A 14,913-nucleotide genomic window follows, 5' to 3' on the forward strand; every position below is an offset into this window, starting at 1 on the left:
GCTTCACTCCCTAGACGACAGGGGTCTGTGCAGCTTCCATCTGCTTGATCATAAACACCTGCTCTGTTTCGGAAGGACTGAATCCTGCCTCTTGTAGTATTTCAACAAGCAAGGTATCAGCTGCACGCAAATTATACGTAGACCGGCGGCATTCGTGTGCAAGCGGCCCATACACATGCCCGAGTGCGGTTTTCAAAATGTCTGGTGCATCAGGATGCTCTGGCTGCGCTACACATTGACGAAGCACGATCCCGCTGACTTTGCCTTCTTCGTTTACCACACACTTGTACATCGCATAGCCGACCGCCTGACCCTCTCTGTCCTCTACGAGCACGGCCTGCGAATCTCGCAAGTTCATCCAATAATTTTGCCAAGGGACATCGGTTACGTAAAACGGCAGCATGGCGGCTTCCTGGGCCAAAATGCGCCGAACCCGATAATCAGCCTGTTCATTTGTCTGAAAGGCCTTCTCTGCCAGCGGTCCACTCTGCTGCAAAAACAGCAGACGATCCACGACGTCATAGCCTTTTTGCTCATACAAAGCAATCGCTTTGGTATTTTGGCTCAATGCCTCCAAGGTAGCTACTTCCACCCCAGCTTCTCTGTATAAATCCAATGTCGCTTCAATCAGTTGCTTCCCTACTCCCTGTCGGCGATATTCCGTGGCGACACCCGTACCACCATTCCAGGCGACTTTTTTCCCTGCAACAGTCCTCATCCCACTGGCCACTAAGCCAATCGGCTCTGTGCCGTCAAAAGCAACCACAGACAGGGACAGCACGTATCCCTCGCCCCCCAGTCGCTGGACAAGCGTTTCTTCTGTCATCGTAAACTCGATAAAATAGCCTTCGAATCCTCTGTTCCACGCTTTGGTCACTTCTGCAAAGGTACAGTCGCTCATCCGTTTGATGGTAATCATGGTATCACCTTCCTAGTTTTAATAAAATTATTTTAATTGATAAAATCTAAAAATTCAATCATCTACAGACACTTCCTCCAGCTTTGTCACCCACATGCCTGACATGGTAATATGAGAAAAATCACTTACTCGGGAGGTTCCTATGCGCAAACAGCTTACGGTCGGCTCGCTCATCCCTGGACGATCTGACGTACAGATGTCGAGTCCAGCTCCCGTTCCCGTGCATCCGCAAACGTCGGTGAAAAAAACAGATAGGAGCCCGGTTCGCCCCCAATCAGAGCAGAAGCTCGTACAGGTGAAGCAACGCTCTCAAACGATGCCAGTCAGGTACACTCCCTCTCAGACATTATTACAAGCTGCGCTCACGCAAGCTCAACCCATCGCTTACAAATGCCAACAAGGGCATTGCGGCAAGTGCAGTGTACAGATCGTAGCTGGTGCATCCTTACTCGACACCCCAACCGGACAGGAAAAAGCAAAGCTGGGAGAAAAGCTCGCTACTGGCTATCGCCTCGCTTGTCAAAGTACATTTCGCTCTTCGATTCCTACATAGAGGATATTTTTAATAGAAAAAAGGTGGCCGTAGCATGAATCCTACACGCATCCTACTATTCGCTGGTGGCAATCTGGGCACCTGGGCGATCCAAGAGATACGCGAAAATGATTGGCTCGTCGGTGTTGACAGAGGTGCCTTGTTCCTCGTTCGCAACGGTCTCGTACCAAAATTGTCGATCGGTGACTTTGATTCTGTCAGCTCCGAGGAAATGGCAGAAATTGAACGCCTCAGTATGCACGTCTCCTCCTGCGATCCCGTTATGAAAGATTGGACCGATACAGAAATGGCCCTTACTTGGGCAATCGAGCAACAGCCCGAGGAAATTGTGCTGCTCGGTGTGCTCGGCTCTCGTTTTGATCATATGCTGGCAAACGTACACTTGCTGAACAAAGCTTTGCAGACGGGCTCCAACTGCCGCATCCTCGATGAAACTAATGAAATCCGGCTGATTGACCGCCAGAGTACGATAGAGCAGGATCATTTCGATCATATCTCCCTGCTGCCCTTTACACCAGAGGTCACAGGGATTACCTTAACCGGATTCCTCTATCCGTTGAAGGACGCAACCCTGCGGATCGGCGACACGCTTGGTATTAGCAATCTGCTAACGGAACAGACAGGAACAATCACGATACAAACGGGCAAGCTGCTCGTTGTCAAAAGCAAAGACTAATCACTAGAAAAAGAAAGGATCTCCTTTGCATGGTGCAAAATAATGGAGATCCTTTTCCTTTTCCCTGCACAAATACAGGCTACTCTTCCTCAACCTGCATCGGCAACTGCCAGTCAATCTCTTGAAGCCCGCGTGAACGCAAAAACTCATTCGTCCGCGAAAAAGGACGGCTGCCAAAAAAGCCGCGATTCGCCGAAAACGGGCTCGGATGCGGGGAGGCGATGACGAAATGCTTGTTTCGATCAATGAATGCCGCCTTCTCCTGCGCATGCTTACCCCACAGGATGAAAACGAGAGGGGTCTCCCGGTCGTTCAACAAATGAATAATCCGATCTGTAAACGTCTCCCACCCAATGTCCTTGTGCGAATTCGGAGTGCCGCGCCGAACCGTCAGAACGGTGTTCAGCATCATAACGCCTTGCTTCGCCCAATGATTCAGGTAACCATGCTGAGGGATTTCAAAACCGACATCACTTTTCAACTCTTTGTAGATGTTGACCAGAGACGGTGGCGGCTTGATTCCCGGCTTGACCGAAAAGCTCAATCCATGTGCTTGTCCTGGTCCGTGATACGGGTCTTGCCCCAAAATCACTACCTTTGCATTCTGATATTCTGTCAGGTGCAGCGCTGTGAATATATGAAACATATCTGGGTAGATTGTCTGCGTCTGATACTCTTCCTTCAACGTCTGACGAAGCTTTACATAATAGGGCTTCTCGAATTCATCGGCCAATACGGGGGCCCAGTCATTTTGCAATATGGTAGTCATGTTCCTCACCTTGTCCGCTGTTTTTTTCTACCTTACCACAAACCTAGCCATCACTGAACCATTGATTCGAGAACTAGGACTATTCTGATTTAGTCCTATCTTTCCCATGATTCCTAGTCTTTGTTTCCTAGTACCCTCGTTTGATAGCTTTTCTCCTATGATCTTTGACATAATGATGGCTGGGAAGATTTAGAGAAAAGAGAAAGGGAGAGGGTTTCACATCATGAAATGGGACATCAAGTCATTTTTGGGGGGCATTGTTGTAGGTTCGGTGCTCTTTTCCGGAATTGCCATTGCAGCACCCGCTTTTCCAGACGCGGAAGAAGGAATGAAAACACCATTCACCTACTACTTTGACGGGTTGCCGAAATCACCGAACAGCGACGTACAAGGCATCATGTACAAAAACTCCGTCTATGTGCCAATCCGCTTCGTAGCTGAGAACCTGAACAAGCCGGTCATTTACGACGCGAGAACCAAATCGATTTTCATCGGTAAAATTCCATCCGCAAAAATGTACTCCAAAATGGAAGCGATCGAGCTGGTGAAAAAGAAGTTCGCTGGCAAACTCTCGCCGACACATGTAGTCGAGTACGCTCACGACGACGAAAAAGGTCACTATGTCATTCAAGTGTACCAAACGGTCGTAAACAACTTCCAATCTGGCGACAGCTACACCAGTACGTATGGCTGGTTCGTAGTGAACCCGAATACCGGGGAAATTAAGTCGTTATTATAATTTCTTCTGCACTTATCTATTCGTACGAAAAAGACAGCGGACTAGGGACCCGCTAGCACCGGAGGCTATCCTTCCGGTGCCTTTTTTGTTTCTTGGAAAAATTTAGATTGATTACCACTTGTCCCATATGATACGATCTCTCTATCAACACTTAACATACATTTTTATTTACTATTTATTTTATATAAGGAGTGAACTTGTTTATGTCTACCTTCCCGAACTGGGCGAGTTTATACCTTCAACGTCTACAGCTAGACCGCAAGCCACCTAGCCTCTCTTATCTCAGTGAGCTCTGTCGCGCGCATCTGCAGACCTTCCCTTATGAAAATGTAAGCAAGCTGCTCTTCTTCCGTGACGGGAAACATGAGATACCGACCCCTGAGGAATATGTGCACAATGCGATCCATCATCATTTCGGCGGCACATGCTATACCAACAATCACTGCTTTCTCTCTCTGCTTCGAGCTCTCGGATTCTACGGTCAGCTCGTCTTGCCAGGCGGCGGGCATGCTGCCATCCTGATCGATGGTCCGAATACAGGAGAAACACCTGTCTATGTGGATGCTGGGGCTACCGCTCCTATCTTTGAGCCAATTCATTTTCTCGAAGAGGGGAACCATGTAAGGCCTTTTGGCACTGCCTCGATGGATTTGACCAAAAGTCCCGATCATCCTGAACACTATCGCTTTACGCGGTATGAAAACGGAAAAGTGGCAATTCCTCGGTGGGATTTTCATCCGAATGAACGAAAAGAACTGCCTGACTTGTCGGAAGCCATCCGCTCCTCCTTTTTACCGGACGCCTTCTTTTTGAATCGACTTCACATCCATCGTTTTCAGCTGGAACAAGATCGCTTCGTACTCCTCAAAAACAACGCTCTCCAAATCGGTTATTCAGATGGCACCAACCAGATAACACCTCTGCACACTATCGCTGACATAGAAGCTGCTGTCGCCGATGAAATGCAACTGCCACTTCTCCCTGTTCGCGAGGCAGTAGAAAGCCTGCTTGAGCGTGGTATTGATATTTTTTCTGCTCCCAAAAAAGAAGAAGTCCCACTTGAAAACGCAGCTCTCGATCGTCCTACCATTTGTTAATATCTGGTTGACAATGATAATATTTCTCACTAATATGGAAAAGTAGGGAAATGGTATATAAGGAGTGTCGCACTTCATGATGATGGAGATAAAAACATACGTCGTCCAGGAAGGTCATTCTGACAAAATCGTACAAGGCTTTAGCGAGCCTGGTGCTGTTGAGAAGGCTCCTGGCTTTGTAGATTTGAGCGTGCTGGTACAGAAGCCACACAAAGGTGAAGAAGAAGTGGTCGTCATGATCCGTTGGGAATCAAAAGAGGCGTGGAAGCAGTGGGAGCTGAGTGATGTTCATCTGGCAGGTCACCGCCAAGCACGTGAAGAAGAAACTCCTGAGTGGTACATTAGCGGCAAAACTGGCCATTACGAGCTGAAAGCGAAAAAAGAACCGAACCCTTCGTAATTATAGAAAAAAGTGGCTCAAGCAGACTATCTGCTCGGCCACTTTTTTATGACGTGCCAGTGGTTGTACACCGAGTAAGTTTTAGAAAGGGTAATGTAGGATATCCTGGTCTCATAGTTCTGATCGTTTTTGTGATTGTCGTTACAGCAATCGTATTTAGTATAAAAGCTAAGAAAAAAAGAAAAAGAGACTGACAATTTCTTACCGTTCAAGCTTTGACGAGCTATCGGTATCATATTTATTTAATCAATCCGTACTTCTCCATCTTCCGGTACAGGGTCGACAAGCTGATCCGTAGCTCATTGGCAATCGCGGCTTTATCCTGCCCATACTTGCCTGCATTCAAATAGCGCTGAAGAATGGAGCGTTCATATTCTGCCACCAGCTTTTCCAGCCCCAAATCGCTGCCTACTGTCGTCGGCTCATCCTCAAACAGCAGATACTCAGGAAGCTCCTCGTTGCCGATGACGTGCCCCTCCGCCATGTTGACCATATACTCGACGGCGTTTTCCAGCTGACGAATATTCCCCGGCCATTCGTATGCTTGTAGTCGTTGGACGAGTTGGGCTTCGAGCTCCAGTCTGCCTTTTTGCAGCAACGTCCCGTACCGATACAGGAAGTGCTGCAAGTAAAGCGCGATATCCTCCGTACGTTCACGCAACGGCTTTAACCGCAGAGGGATGACGTTGAGTCGATAATACAAATCCTCGCGAAACGTTCCTTCCCTGACCATGCTCTCCAAATCCCGGTGTGTAGCAGCAATAACACGCACATCGACACCCAACGTTTTTACGCCGCCTACCCGATCTACTGTTTTCTCCTGAAGGACGCGCAACAGCTTGGGCTGGAGGGACAACGGAATATCGCCTACTTCATCCAGAAAAATCGTACCTTTGTGGGCCAGTTCAAATTTTCCCGGCTTCCCTTCGCGTCTGGAGCCTGTGAATGCGCCGCCTTCGTACCCGAACAATTCGCTTTCCAGCAAGGTCTCGGGAATCGCCGCGCAATTCACTGCTACAAATGGCTGTCTGCTGCGCCCACTCTCGCAATGAATGGCTTTGGCCAACAGCTCCTTGCCCGTTCCGCTCTCTCCCCGGATCAAAACGGTGGAAATGCTGTTCGTCACTTTTTTCGCTTTGGCAATCACATCTCGCAAGCCTGTTTCTGCCCCAATCAGCTGGGCGAAATACACCGGATGAACCGTGGCCTGCGGCATTTCCTCTTGAATATTGCAACTCTTCTCCCGCTCCGCATCCAGCTCTAGCAGCTTGTGCGCTATCAAAGAACTCGTATGCTGCAAAAACGGCATCCATTTTTCCGAGTGGTGCAGCATTTTTTCCTTTTGTTCAGGGGAAAAGCCGATAATTCCGATGACTCCTACCGTCTTCTCCCGTTTGTGCACCGGAAATCCAATCGTCGCCAGCTCCCGGCATTGCTGCAAAAACTTGCAATTGCCACACTGCGACTCGTTCTTTTTCATGTCAAAAATCATTCCCGGCTGTCCGGTTTGCAGGATCATACGGAAAAACGATCCCTCGGGCGCAGGCAATCCAATCAGCTCCTGATAGTAGCCGGTTCCGCTCACACGTATCCCTTGTTCATCCAGGATGGTGACATCGAGTCCCAGTACCTTGGAAATATTGTCGGCGTACGATTGAATGAATTCCTCGATCCGGGAAAACTCTGTCATGCCCCATCCTCCAGTTTCACGTTCCTTTATCCCCTGGACGCTGCCGCCACGGGCAAGCTAGCTAGCGCCTGCTCCAAATCTGCGATGATATCCTCCACGTCCTCCAAACCAGTCGATAAGCGAATCAGACCGTCCGTAATGTTGAACTTGATCCGCTCGGAAGCAGGGATCGAGGAATGCGTCATCGAGGCAGGATGCTGTACCAGTGTCTCGGGATCTCCTAAACTAAACGATATCATAGCCAAGTGCAGAGCGTTAATGAAAGATTTGGCTGCCTCGTAACCGCCCTTTACTTCAAAAGAAACGATCCCGCCCATTCCGGCCATTTGCCGTTTAGCCAGCTCATGCTGTGGATGCGAAGGCAGACCAGGGTAATAAACGTGGGAGATTGCAGGGTGCTTCGCCAAAAACTCCGCGACTGCCTGAGCGTTTTGTCCATGCTGTCTGACACGCAAGCCGAGTGTCTTCATCCCACGCAGGATTAAAAAAGCATCCCAAGCATTCAAATTTTGTCCCAAGTCACCCATGACGTTTTTGCGCATGAATTGGATATGCTCCTGCTTCCCGACGATAAAGCCCGCGATCACATCGCCATGTCCGTTCAAATATTTGGTGGCGCTATGCACGACGACATCTGCCCCTAGCTCAAGTGGTCGCTGTAAATACGGCGTTAAGAAGGTGTTGTCGACGATTACCACAATGCCATGAGCGTGCGCCAATAGGGACAGCGCCGAGATATCTAAAACGGTCAGGCACGGGTTCGAGGGTGTTTCGATGTACAGGACTTTTGTGTTCGGCAAAAAGGCACTCTCGACTGCCTCCAAATCGGTGCAATCGACGAAGTCCGTCGCAATGCCGTAACGCGGAGCCATGGTCGTAAGAAACTTGTAGCTCCCCCCGTACACATCTCGCGTACACACCACATGATCACCCTGCTTCAAAAAGGCGAGCAAAGCCCCCGATATGGCAGCCATCCCACTGCTTACGCCCAGGGCAGCTTCACCATTTTCCAATGCGGCGATTTTTTGCTCTAAAGTGCTGATGGTAGGATTGCCATATCTTCCGTAGTACGTTCCTTCTCGCTCACCAGCCACGCACGCCGCTGCGGAATCTGCATCTGGAAACGCATAGGCCACAGCAGGCACCACCGCGGATACCACTGCTCCTGTTTTTTGGCAAGGCGTTTGTGCGGTATGAATAATGGAGGTGTCCATCTTCCACTTATTTGTCGTCATTGATTGTCTCTCCCTTTGGTTTGTGCTGTTACCAAAGGGTATAGCAAGGTTCATGCCAAGGTGAGAAACCGCATCATTCCAGGGCTTTGCGCTTTTTTCCGCTATCGACATTCGCAATTATGCAAATCAATTTTCTTAGATGCACGCAAAAAAGCCGTCAGTTGCCCCAACGACCTTTCGCATAGTTGCAATTACATTTTGCACAATTAGAAAAACAGCTTATACGAGCATACCGCCCCCGCTTTTCCTGTACTTCAAAATGCCCTCTGCTGCTCGATAGGAGAGAGCACCCATCGTTCCTGTCGGATTGTAGCCGCTATTATGCGCAAAGGAGGAAGCCCCGACGACAAAAACGTTTTCCGCATCCCACATCTGCAAATAGTTGTTGACTGCCGAATTGTCTGGTGAAGCACCCATGATGACGCCACCTGTATTATGTGTCGATTGGTATGGCGTGATATCGTAGGGTCCGAGCTTGCGGTTGATTTCGAGCTTCTCGTTCGCTCCCATTTCTTTGACAATTTCCGCGCATTTATCAGCACAAAATGCCGCCAGCTCCCTATCCTGGTCAACGAAATCATACGTAATGCGGATCAACGGATCTCCAAAAGCGTCCTTGTACGTCGGGTCCAGATCAAGGAAATGCTGTTGAAATGGCATGGAAGCTCCTTGAGCACCTACGGATATGAATCGATTCGTGTATTTGATCGAGGCAGCCTTGAAATCCTTGCCCCAGCTAGGCGTTCCCGGCGGTACCTTGTTCGTGCCAATTGGTCGAAAGCCGGTTTGTGTGACAGAGATATTCGCCCCATGGATAAATTTCAAATTGGAGTGATCGAAGTTATCACCGTTGTAGTCATCCAAACACATTCCCAACGATCCTGCGCCTGCATAATTGTTAAATTCCTTGTCGTCGAAGAAGCCCACCGCGCCTCCTCTCAAGACTTGATAGGCGTAGTTTTTACCGATCACGCCTTTTCCGGTTGTTGGATCATACGGTTTTCCTAGCTTGGACATGAGCAGGATGCGCGTGTTGTTGAATACATAGCTGGTCATCACCACAATATCAGCGGGCTGTTCGAATTCCTCCCCTGTCGTGACGTCCGTATACAAGACACCTGTCGCTTTGTTCCCTGTATGTAAAATTCTGCGGACATGGGAATGCGTGCGAATTTCAAACTTCCCTGTCTTCTTGGCTACTGGGATCACGGTCACCACTGGATCGGCTTTTGCTCCGTACTCACAGCCAAACCTTTCACAGAAGCCGCAGTACTGACATGCAGCCCGTGCCACCCCGTCTGGATTGGTATACGCTTGCGAGAGATTGGCTGATGGAAGGATGTATGGATGCAGGTTTTTCTTTTTCGCCGCATCCGCAAACATTTTCATACTCGGTGTAGTACGCATCGGAGGCGTCGGATAAGGACTGGAGCGTTTCCCCCCCAACGGATTCTCCTCGCCAGCGATTCCCGCCATCTTTTCAAACTTATCGAAGTACGGCTCCAGTTGATCGTAGGTAATGCCCCAATCCTGGATTGTCATTCCCTCTGGAATTTTCTTAGCACCATACCGTTCAATCGTCTTGGAGCGGATTTCGAAATCATACGGCAGGAAGCGGAAGGTCTGTCCGTTCCAGTGGACACCAGATCCCCCGAGTCCTGTCCCGAGCAAAAAGGAACCATATGACCGCATAGGAAGCGCACGAACGTTCATTTTACTGCGGAACGTGATCGTTTCCTTGGACAAATCTTGCATCAGCTCGTAACGGAGGGCATAACGCAATTCATCGTGTACCATGAAGTAGTCTTCGGTTTTGCGCTCCTTGCCTCGCTCTAGCCCCACTACTGTCAGACCTTGCTTGGTTAGCTCAGAAGCAATAATGCCTCCACCCCAGCCCACCCCCACGATCACGACGTCAACCTTAGGTAACTTTTTGGCCATATGTTACAGTCCTCCCTAATGTTGATGATCCCGCAAGCTTAAGGGAGCCATCTTCACAAACTCAGGCTTATCAATCAGCTGTGTATACGCCATTTGATTACCTGGGAAATTCTTCATTTTCCAGCCGTCCATATTTTTATTGCCTCCGTATAGAGGGTCTGCATAAACACCTTCGATCGTACTGGCCCGAAGCATATTGAAAAAAGTGCTCGCCGAGATGGTCGTCAATTTTACTTCATCGGATTCAAAGGCCTTTAAAACAGCGTCCTGCTGTTCTGGTGGGAGTTCGTAAAACCGCTTTCCGTGGGTACTGTTGCTATAGTTGTTCATCTCTTGAAGGCCGATATCGAATATTTCCCTGCGTTTTAACCTACCTTGATAGCCCTGTGTAATTTCACCCGGATAAAAGGGCGCTTGCATGTAATCCCGAGCATTAAAGCCCCAATCACCTGCTAGCTGGTGGTCAATGAAATAAGCTGCACCAAGTGCCTTCGCCCCCGGACCTAGCTCATCCTCAGGAAAAATGCGCTCGCAAGCGGCATCCGCCACCTTGAATTGCTCAGGCGTAAAAAACATGAGCGCCTGATTGTAATCGGCCGTAGGGGGCGGTGCTGCTGGCTGGGCTTGAGGTTCCGGTTTTCGGAGCAAGCTCCCTGCCACGCCACCCACGACCAAGCTACCGAGCACCAAGCCAGAGTTTTTCAAGAAGTTCCTCCGGGATACTGGCTGCTCCTTCACGTTATTTGAATCTGCCAAATCTACCACCTCCAGTGATTTCCTTCCTTTGGTTTGTGCATTTTTTCCTCAAGATAATCGTGGTCACAGAAATTTTTCCAACAAGCTCCACTCATAACTTCATGCAGCGAACAAAAGATAACTTTACAGAGGTAGGATGACTTGGAGGGATCTTGGATGAAGCACTTCCACAAATGGGTTGGTACCGCAGGTTTAGGGACTGTACTTCTACTGACAGCTTGTATGAATCAAGCCGCTCCGCCTACGAAGCCACATACGCCAGCACGCACACAGTCCACAACGCAAGCTCCAAAAGGCGCAACGGTTATTCCAAGCGTGGATCGCGATAAGAAATTCACGACAAACGCACACGGCCATACGTATAGCGGAATGGGCAATGCTCTCTACAGCTCTATGGGCAGCTCACACCTGCACACGGGTGGTCCTTCCACAAAGCTGGAAGCCCAACTGAAGGCAGCGGGCGTACACGGCGTCCAGGCGTTGATTGTGAACGACGCCGTCTACTTGGCTCCTTCTACTGCCAATACACAATCGATCAATCAAATGGATCCGATGCAGTCCCATCTCATCAGCAATTACTCCGGAAGCTCCAGTCGCGGGCATGATGCTGCCCGTACAAAATCAGGGAGCGGAACTCCAGGGACATTGGGTACGAGCGATCATCAGAGCACATTTGCACAAGCACGCGCCCAAATCGAGCGTATCTATGGGACAGATACACCTGTGAAGGTCGTGAGCTCAAAAAAAGGCATCAAAGCGCTAGAAACGGTGAAAAAACAAATGAAGGATCAGAAGAATCAGCAAGCCATGGCTGAACAGTTGAACGTGCTCATTCGTGAAGCGAAGCGATAAACAAAGAAAAAGGGACAAGCATTTTCGCTTGTCCCTTCCTTATTTCGATAAAAAATCTTGGATTTCGTTCACAGTCTCTTGCGGATGCGTCACCATTAGCAAATGCTGTGCCTTCGGTATCATTTTCACCTTGGCCTGCTTCACTATTCCTTGATAGGTGGCAACTGCCTGTCGATGAAACTGCTGCTCTTCTTTTGAAAATAAGCTGTCGTCAGCCAGCAATAATAGCACGGGGCATGTTAGCTGTTGAAACAATTCCGGTTTGCTATAGACGCTGTACTCTTGGAAGTAAGCGGAAAACGCCTCCCTCGGTAAACGGTAGCCATAGCTTCCGTCTTCCTTTTTTACAAGCTCCTCTCGCATCCATCCCTCTGGCATCACGCTCGTACCATATCGCTCAGAGAACTGCCTTTCTGCCTCCTCTACGGAAGAAAAACGCGTGGTAGCCAGCCGCTCGACAACCTTCTCCGGATTGAATCCGGGGGCTTCTCCCAAGGAATAATAGCCTCCATCCAGCAAAACGAGCGAAGCTACGCGCTTGGGTTCGCGAATCGCAAGCATCTGGGCAGGCACAGCTGAAAAGGACGCTGCCACAATCGTTACTTGTTCGAGCTGTTCTTTCTCCAAAAGTTGAATCAAATCCGTTACGATCCGCTCAAATGAAAAGGAGCCATGGCTCACAGAATTCCCGTGACCACGGATATCTACCGCAATTACCCGATATCGCTCTGCCAATGCTGGCAAGATGGGCGCAAACAGTAGCTTGGTGTTGCGAATGCCGTGCAAAAGTAGCAGGGTAGGTGCTTGTGGTTTTCCTGTTACGCCGTACTCTAGTGTGCCTCCTTCTACCTGCAAACGATTGACTTGCGCGAACAATGCTACGTTCATTTTGCCTGCCTCCTTACTAAATACGTCTCGGGATCAGCACGCCAATATGAGCATGCGAAAGCCTTTGCCAAGTTTACTCTCTCTTTACTTGATCGTCTAGAAGAGGGTTGGTAAAATACCTCTTTGTTCAGGCTGTCGTGGTGGGGAGGAAACAGGAGAAAACGCTCAGCTTCTAGGGCCACCCCCTGGGGGATTGACTGCCCGACTCCATGCAAAAAGCGAAACCGCGTCCAAAGTGGTCGGTTCAGGATGTGTTTCAGAGGTGGACGCTAAGGGCGTGTTTCGCTTTTAGCATTGCGTCTCGGTCGGTGTCCCTAAGATCTTCGCTTATTTCTCCTGTTCCCTCTGCGAGCTGATTGTTTTTCTCCTACCAAAGCCACGTGATACGGTGTCTTCCATACACCCGTGATATACTAGTAGTCAAACACTGAACTGGGAGTTACGTTTAATCAAATATTCAAGATAACGAAATAAAGGAGTTATCATGGGACAATATTTAGTCAGAGAGAGCACGAAAGATGACGCTGATTTTATTGAGCAAAGAATAGTTGAATACAATGAATCGAATGTTCCATTTGAACTGACCGTTCCTTTTTCAAAAATCAATAAACACGTTCGTGATGAAGATGGCAATATCATTGCAGGAATAAACTGTGTGTACTATTCTTGGAGATGTTTGTACATTGATGCTTTATGGGTCAGAGATGATTTGAGAAAGAACGGATTGGGAAGCAAGCTTCTTCTTGAAATTGAAAACACAGCTAAGGAGTATGGAATTCATTTGATTCATTTAGATACTTTTGATTTTCAAGCAAAGGACTTTTATGTAAAACACGGGTACGAGATACATGGTGTACTCGATGATTGCCCTCTTTCCCATCAAAGATTTTACCTACAAAAGAGAATCGATTAGCAGTCAATCATCCGTAGAAAGGTAGCCCTACATCCAATAATGGGTGTAGGGCTCTTTGTGTTCCACATGTTACTCCTCAAATTTCATCATTTCCAAATTGGTTTTCTTGACCTTCACCAAATACAACAAATAGATCAGGCCGACAGAGCTCCATAGCAAGCCCAGCATCATGGACGTTGCTTCTAGGTTGACCCACAAAAAGGCGATGAACGTTGTCCCGATGAGTGGTGACAACACGAAGCCCCACCAATCCTTGATAGACTTGTTCTTTTGTTTGCGGAAATAGTACGCCATTACGCTGATGTTCACAAAGCTAAAGGCGATCAGTGCGCCAAAGTTAATAAAGGACGTGGCGGTTAGCAAATCCATGTACAAAGCAAACAGCATCAACGCTCCTACCAACAAAACGTTAAGCACGGGCGTTCTCAGCTTCGGATGTACATAACCGAACCAGCGCTTCGGCAAAAATCCGTCTCTGCCCATTGCGTACAGCAAACGGGTGACACTCGTGACGGATACAAGCCCGGAAGCCAGCGTTGAGGACAAGGCGGCGGCCAAAAACACCAATTGAAAAACGGTTCCGCCGATAAACAACGCAATCTCCGCTGAAGCAGCTTCTGGATCAGATAATACCGAAACATCAGGAAATAAAGATTGCATGAAATATGAGGCCGTAATAAACAACGCTCCTCCCGCGAGTGCTACGAGCATAATCCCGCGAGGAATCGTCTTTTTCGCATCGACGGTTTCCTCCGTGAGCGTGGTTACTGCATCAAAGCCAAGGAAGGAAAAACAAAGAATTGACGCACCCGAAAGCAGTGCAATGACAGACATATCCGGTGACAAAAATGGTCGCAGGTTGAATACTTGCCCAAGCCCGTCACCTTGCGTAAGACCACGGATTGCCAATCCCGCAAACAGCACGACGACCACGACTTGAAACAGCACCAAAATCGAGTTGACGGATGCGGTTACTGTTACGCGAAATACGTTTAACCCCGTCACCAGTACAATGAATCCTATAATCCACCATACAGTCGATACATCAGGAAATACGGATGATAGGTAAACCCCTGTCAACAAGGCGTTAATCATCGGTAAAAACAAATAATCCAGCAAGGACGCCCAGCCTACCAGAAATCCGGCATACGGATGGATCGTTTGCTGCGTATACGTATACGCGGTCCCTGCTGAAGGGAATAGCCGTACCATCTTTCCGTAGCTTGCTGCCGTAAACAGGATTGCAAGAAGTGTGACTGCATAAGCAGCAGGAACGTGCCCCCCCGTTTCTCCAGAAACAATGCCAAAGGTGTCAAAAACGGCCATCGGGGCCATGTAGCCCAGTCCAATTACGACAATATGCCGCAACTTCAAACTACGTGTTAGTTCTGCTCTCCCGTTCACTGCCTGTCCTCCTTTTTGTAACAGAATAATTATACACGCCAATTTATAATCACGAAAGAAAAAAGCGCCGCTGCACACGGG

The 14,913-nt window shown here is 48.7% G+C and carries 15 protein-coding genes; 7 read left to right on the top strand and 8 right to left on the bottom strand.

What is annotated here, in order from left to right; all coding sequences use genetic code 11:
• Nucleotides 1-10: 10 nt before the first annotated feature.
• Nucleotides 11-919: a GNAT family N-acetyltransferase gene (locus tag BBR47_RS27670; protein ID WP_015893702.1), complete on the bottom strand. Its 909-nt coding sequence runs from the start codon at nt 917-919 to the stop codon at nt 11-13.
• 142 nt (nt 920-1,061) lie between these two features.
• On the opposite strand from BBR47_RS27670, the gene BBR47_RS27675 reads away from it, so the two are divergent.
• Both BBR47_RS27675 and BBR47_RS27680 read left to right on the top strand, forming a co-directional pair.
• Nucleotides 1,062-1,472, top strand: coding sequence for a 2Fe-2S iron-sulfur cluster-binding protein (locus BBR47_RS27675; protein WP_015893703.1), 411 nt, complete (start codon nt 1,062-1,064; stop codon nt 1,470-1,472).
• A gap of 34 nt (nt 1,473-1,506) precedes the next feature.
• Complete coding sequence (locus BBR47_RS27680) at nt 1,507-2,148, top strand: thiamine diphosphokinase (protein WP_015893704.1); 642 nt, start codon at nt 1,507-1,509, stop codon at nt 2,146-2,148.
• Between the two features lie 79 nt (nt 2,149-2,227).
• On the opposite strand, the gene BBR47_RS27685 is transcribed toward BBR47_RS27680, so the two are convergent.
• Nucleotides 2,228-2,917 carry a uracil-DNA glycosylase gene (locus tag BBR47_RS27685; RefSeq protein WP_015893705.1) on the bottom strand — a complete coding sequence of 230 codons (690 nt, stop codon included), beginning with the start codon at nt 2,915-2,917 and terminating at the stop codon, nt 2,228-2,230.
• 223 nt (nt 2,918-3,140) lie between these two features.
• On the opposite strand from BBR47_RS27685, the gene BBR47_RS27690 reads away from it, so the two are divergent.
• The 3 genes from BBR47_RS27690 to BBR47_RS27700 all read left to right on the top strand — a co-directional run bounded on the left by BBR47_RS27690 (nt 3,141) and on the right by BBR47_RS27700 (nt 5,153).
• Nucleotides 3,141-3,656: a stalk domain-containing protein gene (locus BBR47_RS27690; RefSeq protein WP_015893706.1), complete on the top strand. Its 516-nt coding sequence runs from the start codon at nt 3,141-3,143 to the stop codon at nt 3,654-3,656.
• A gap of 203 nt (nt 3,657-3,859) precedes the next feature.
• Entirely contained in the window at nt 3,860-4,753 is an 894-nt protein-coding gene (locus BBR47_RS27695) for an arylamine N-acetyltransferase (protein WP_015893707.1), read from the top strand.
• 76 nt (nt 4,754-4,829) lie between these two features.
• The gene (locus tag BBR47_RS27700; RefSeq protein ID WP_015893708.1) at nt 4,830-5,153 is read left to right on the top strand and encodes an antibiotic biosynthesis monooxygenase family protein; all 324 of its coding nucleotides are present in this window, start codon (nt 4,830-4,832) and stop codon (nt 5,151-5,153) included.
• A gap of 238 nt (nt 5,154-5,391) precedes the next feature.
• Here the strand turns inward: BBR47_RS27700 and BBR47_RS27705 are convergent, their stop codons facing one another.
• The 4 genes from BBR47_RS27705 to BBR47_RS27720 all read right to left on the bottom strand — a co-directional run bounded on the left by BBR47_RS27705 (nt 5,392) and on the right by BBR47_RS27720 (nt 10,775).
• The gene (locus tag BBR47_RS27705) at nt 5,392-6,843 is read right to left on the bottom strand and encodes a sigma-54 interaction domain-containing protein (protein WP_041749701.1); all 1,452 of its coding nucleotides are present in this window, start codon (nt 6,841-6,843) and stop codon (nt 5,392-5,394) included.
• Nucleotides 6,844-6,869: 26 nt separating this feature from the next.
• Nucleotides 6,870-8,078 (bottom strand): trans-sulfuration enzyme family protein, encoded by a 1,209-nt coding sequence (locus BBR47_RS27710; RefSeq protein ID WP_015893710.1) that lies wholly within the window; start codon nt 8,076-8,078, stop codon nt 6,870-6,872.
• Nucleotides 8,079-8,297: 219 nt separating this feature from the next.
• Nucleotides 8,298-10,019, bottom strand: a complete 1,722-nt coding sequence (locus tag BBR47_RS27715) for a GMC family oxidoreductase (RefSeq protein ID WP_015893711.1) — start codon at nt 10,017-10,019, stop codon at nt 8,298-8,300.
• A 15-nt stretch (nt 10,020-10,034) separates the two neighbouring features.
• On the bottom strand, nt 10,035-10,775 hold the full coding sequence (locus tag BBR47_RS27720; protein ID WP_041749702.1) for a gluconate 2-dehydrogenase subunit 3 family protein: 741 nt from the start codon (nt 10,773-10,775) through the stop codon (nt 10,035-10,037).
• 156 nt (nt 10,776-10,931) lie between these two features.
• On the opposite strand from BBR47_RS27720, the gene BBR47_RS27725 reads away from it, so the two are divergent.
• On the top strand, nt 10,932-11,627 hold the full coding sequence (locus BBR47_RS27725) for a hypothetical protein (RefSeq protein WP_015893713.1): 696 nt from the start codon (nt 10,932-10,934) through the stop codon (nt 11,625-11,627).
• A gap of 39 nt (nt 11,628-11,666) precedes the next feature.
• Here BBR47_RS27725 and BBR47_RS27730 read toward each other — a convergent pair whose 3' ends face one another.
• Nucleotides 11,667-12,515 carry an alpha/beta fold hydrolase gene (locus BBR47_RS27730; protein ID WP_015893714.1) on the bottom strand — a complete coding sequence of 283 codons (849 nt, stop codon included), beginning with the start codon at nt 12,513-12,515 and terminating at the stop codon, nt 11,667-11,669.
• Between the two features lie 484 nt (nt 12,516-12,999).
• On the opposite strand from BBR47_RS27730, the gene BBR47_RS27735 reads away from it, so the two are divergent.
• Nucleotides 13,000-13,428 (top strand): GNAT family N-acetyltransferase, encoded by a 429-nt coding sequence (locus BBR47_RS27735; RefSeq protein WP_015893715.1) that lies wholly within the window; start codon nt 13,000-13,002, stop codon nt 13,426-13,428.
• A 69-nt stretch (nt 13,429-13,497) separates the two neighbouring features.
• Here the strand turns inward: BBR47_RS27735 and BBR47_RS27740 are convergent, their stop codons facing one another.
• Nucleotides 13,498-14,832: an APC family permease gene (locus tag BBR47_RS27740; RefSeq protein ID WP_015893716.1), complete on the bottom strand. Its 1,335-nt coding sequence runs from the start codon at nt 14,830-14,832 to the stop codon at nt 13,498-13,500.
• Nucleotides 14,833-14,913 lie beyond the last annotated feature (81 nt).

Source organism: Brevibacillus brevis NBRC 100599 (assembly GCF_000010165.1).
Classification (GTDB): domain Bacteria; phylum Bacillota; class Bacilli; order Brevibacillales; family Brevibacillaceae; genus Brevibacillus; species Brevibacillus brevis_D.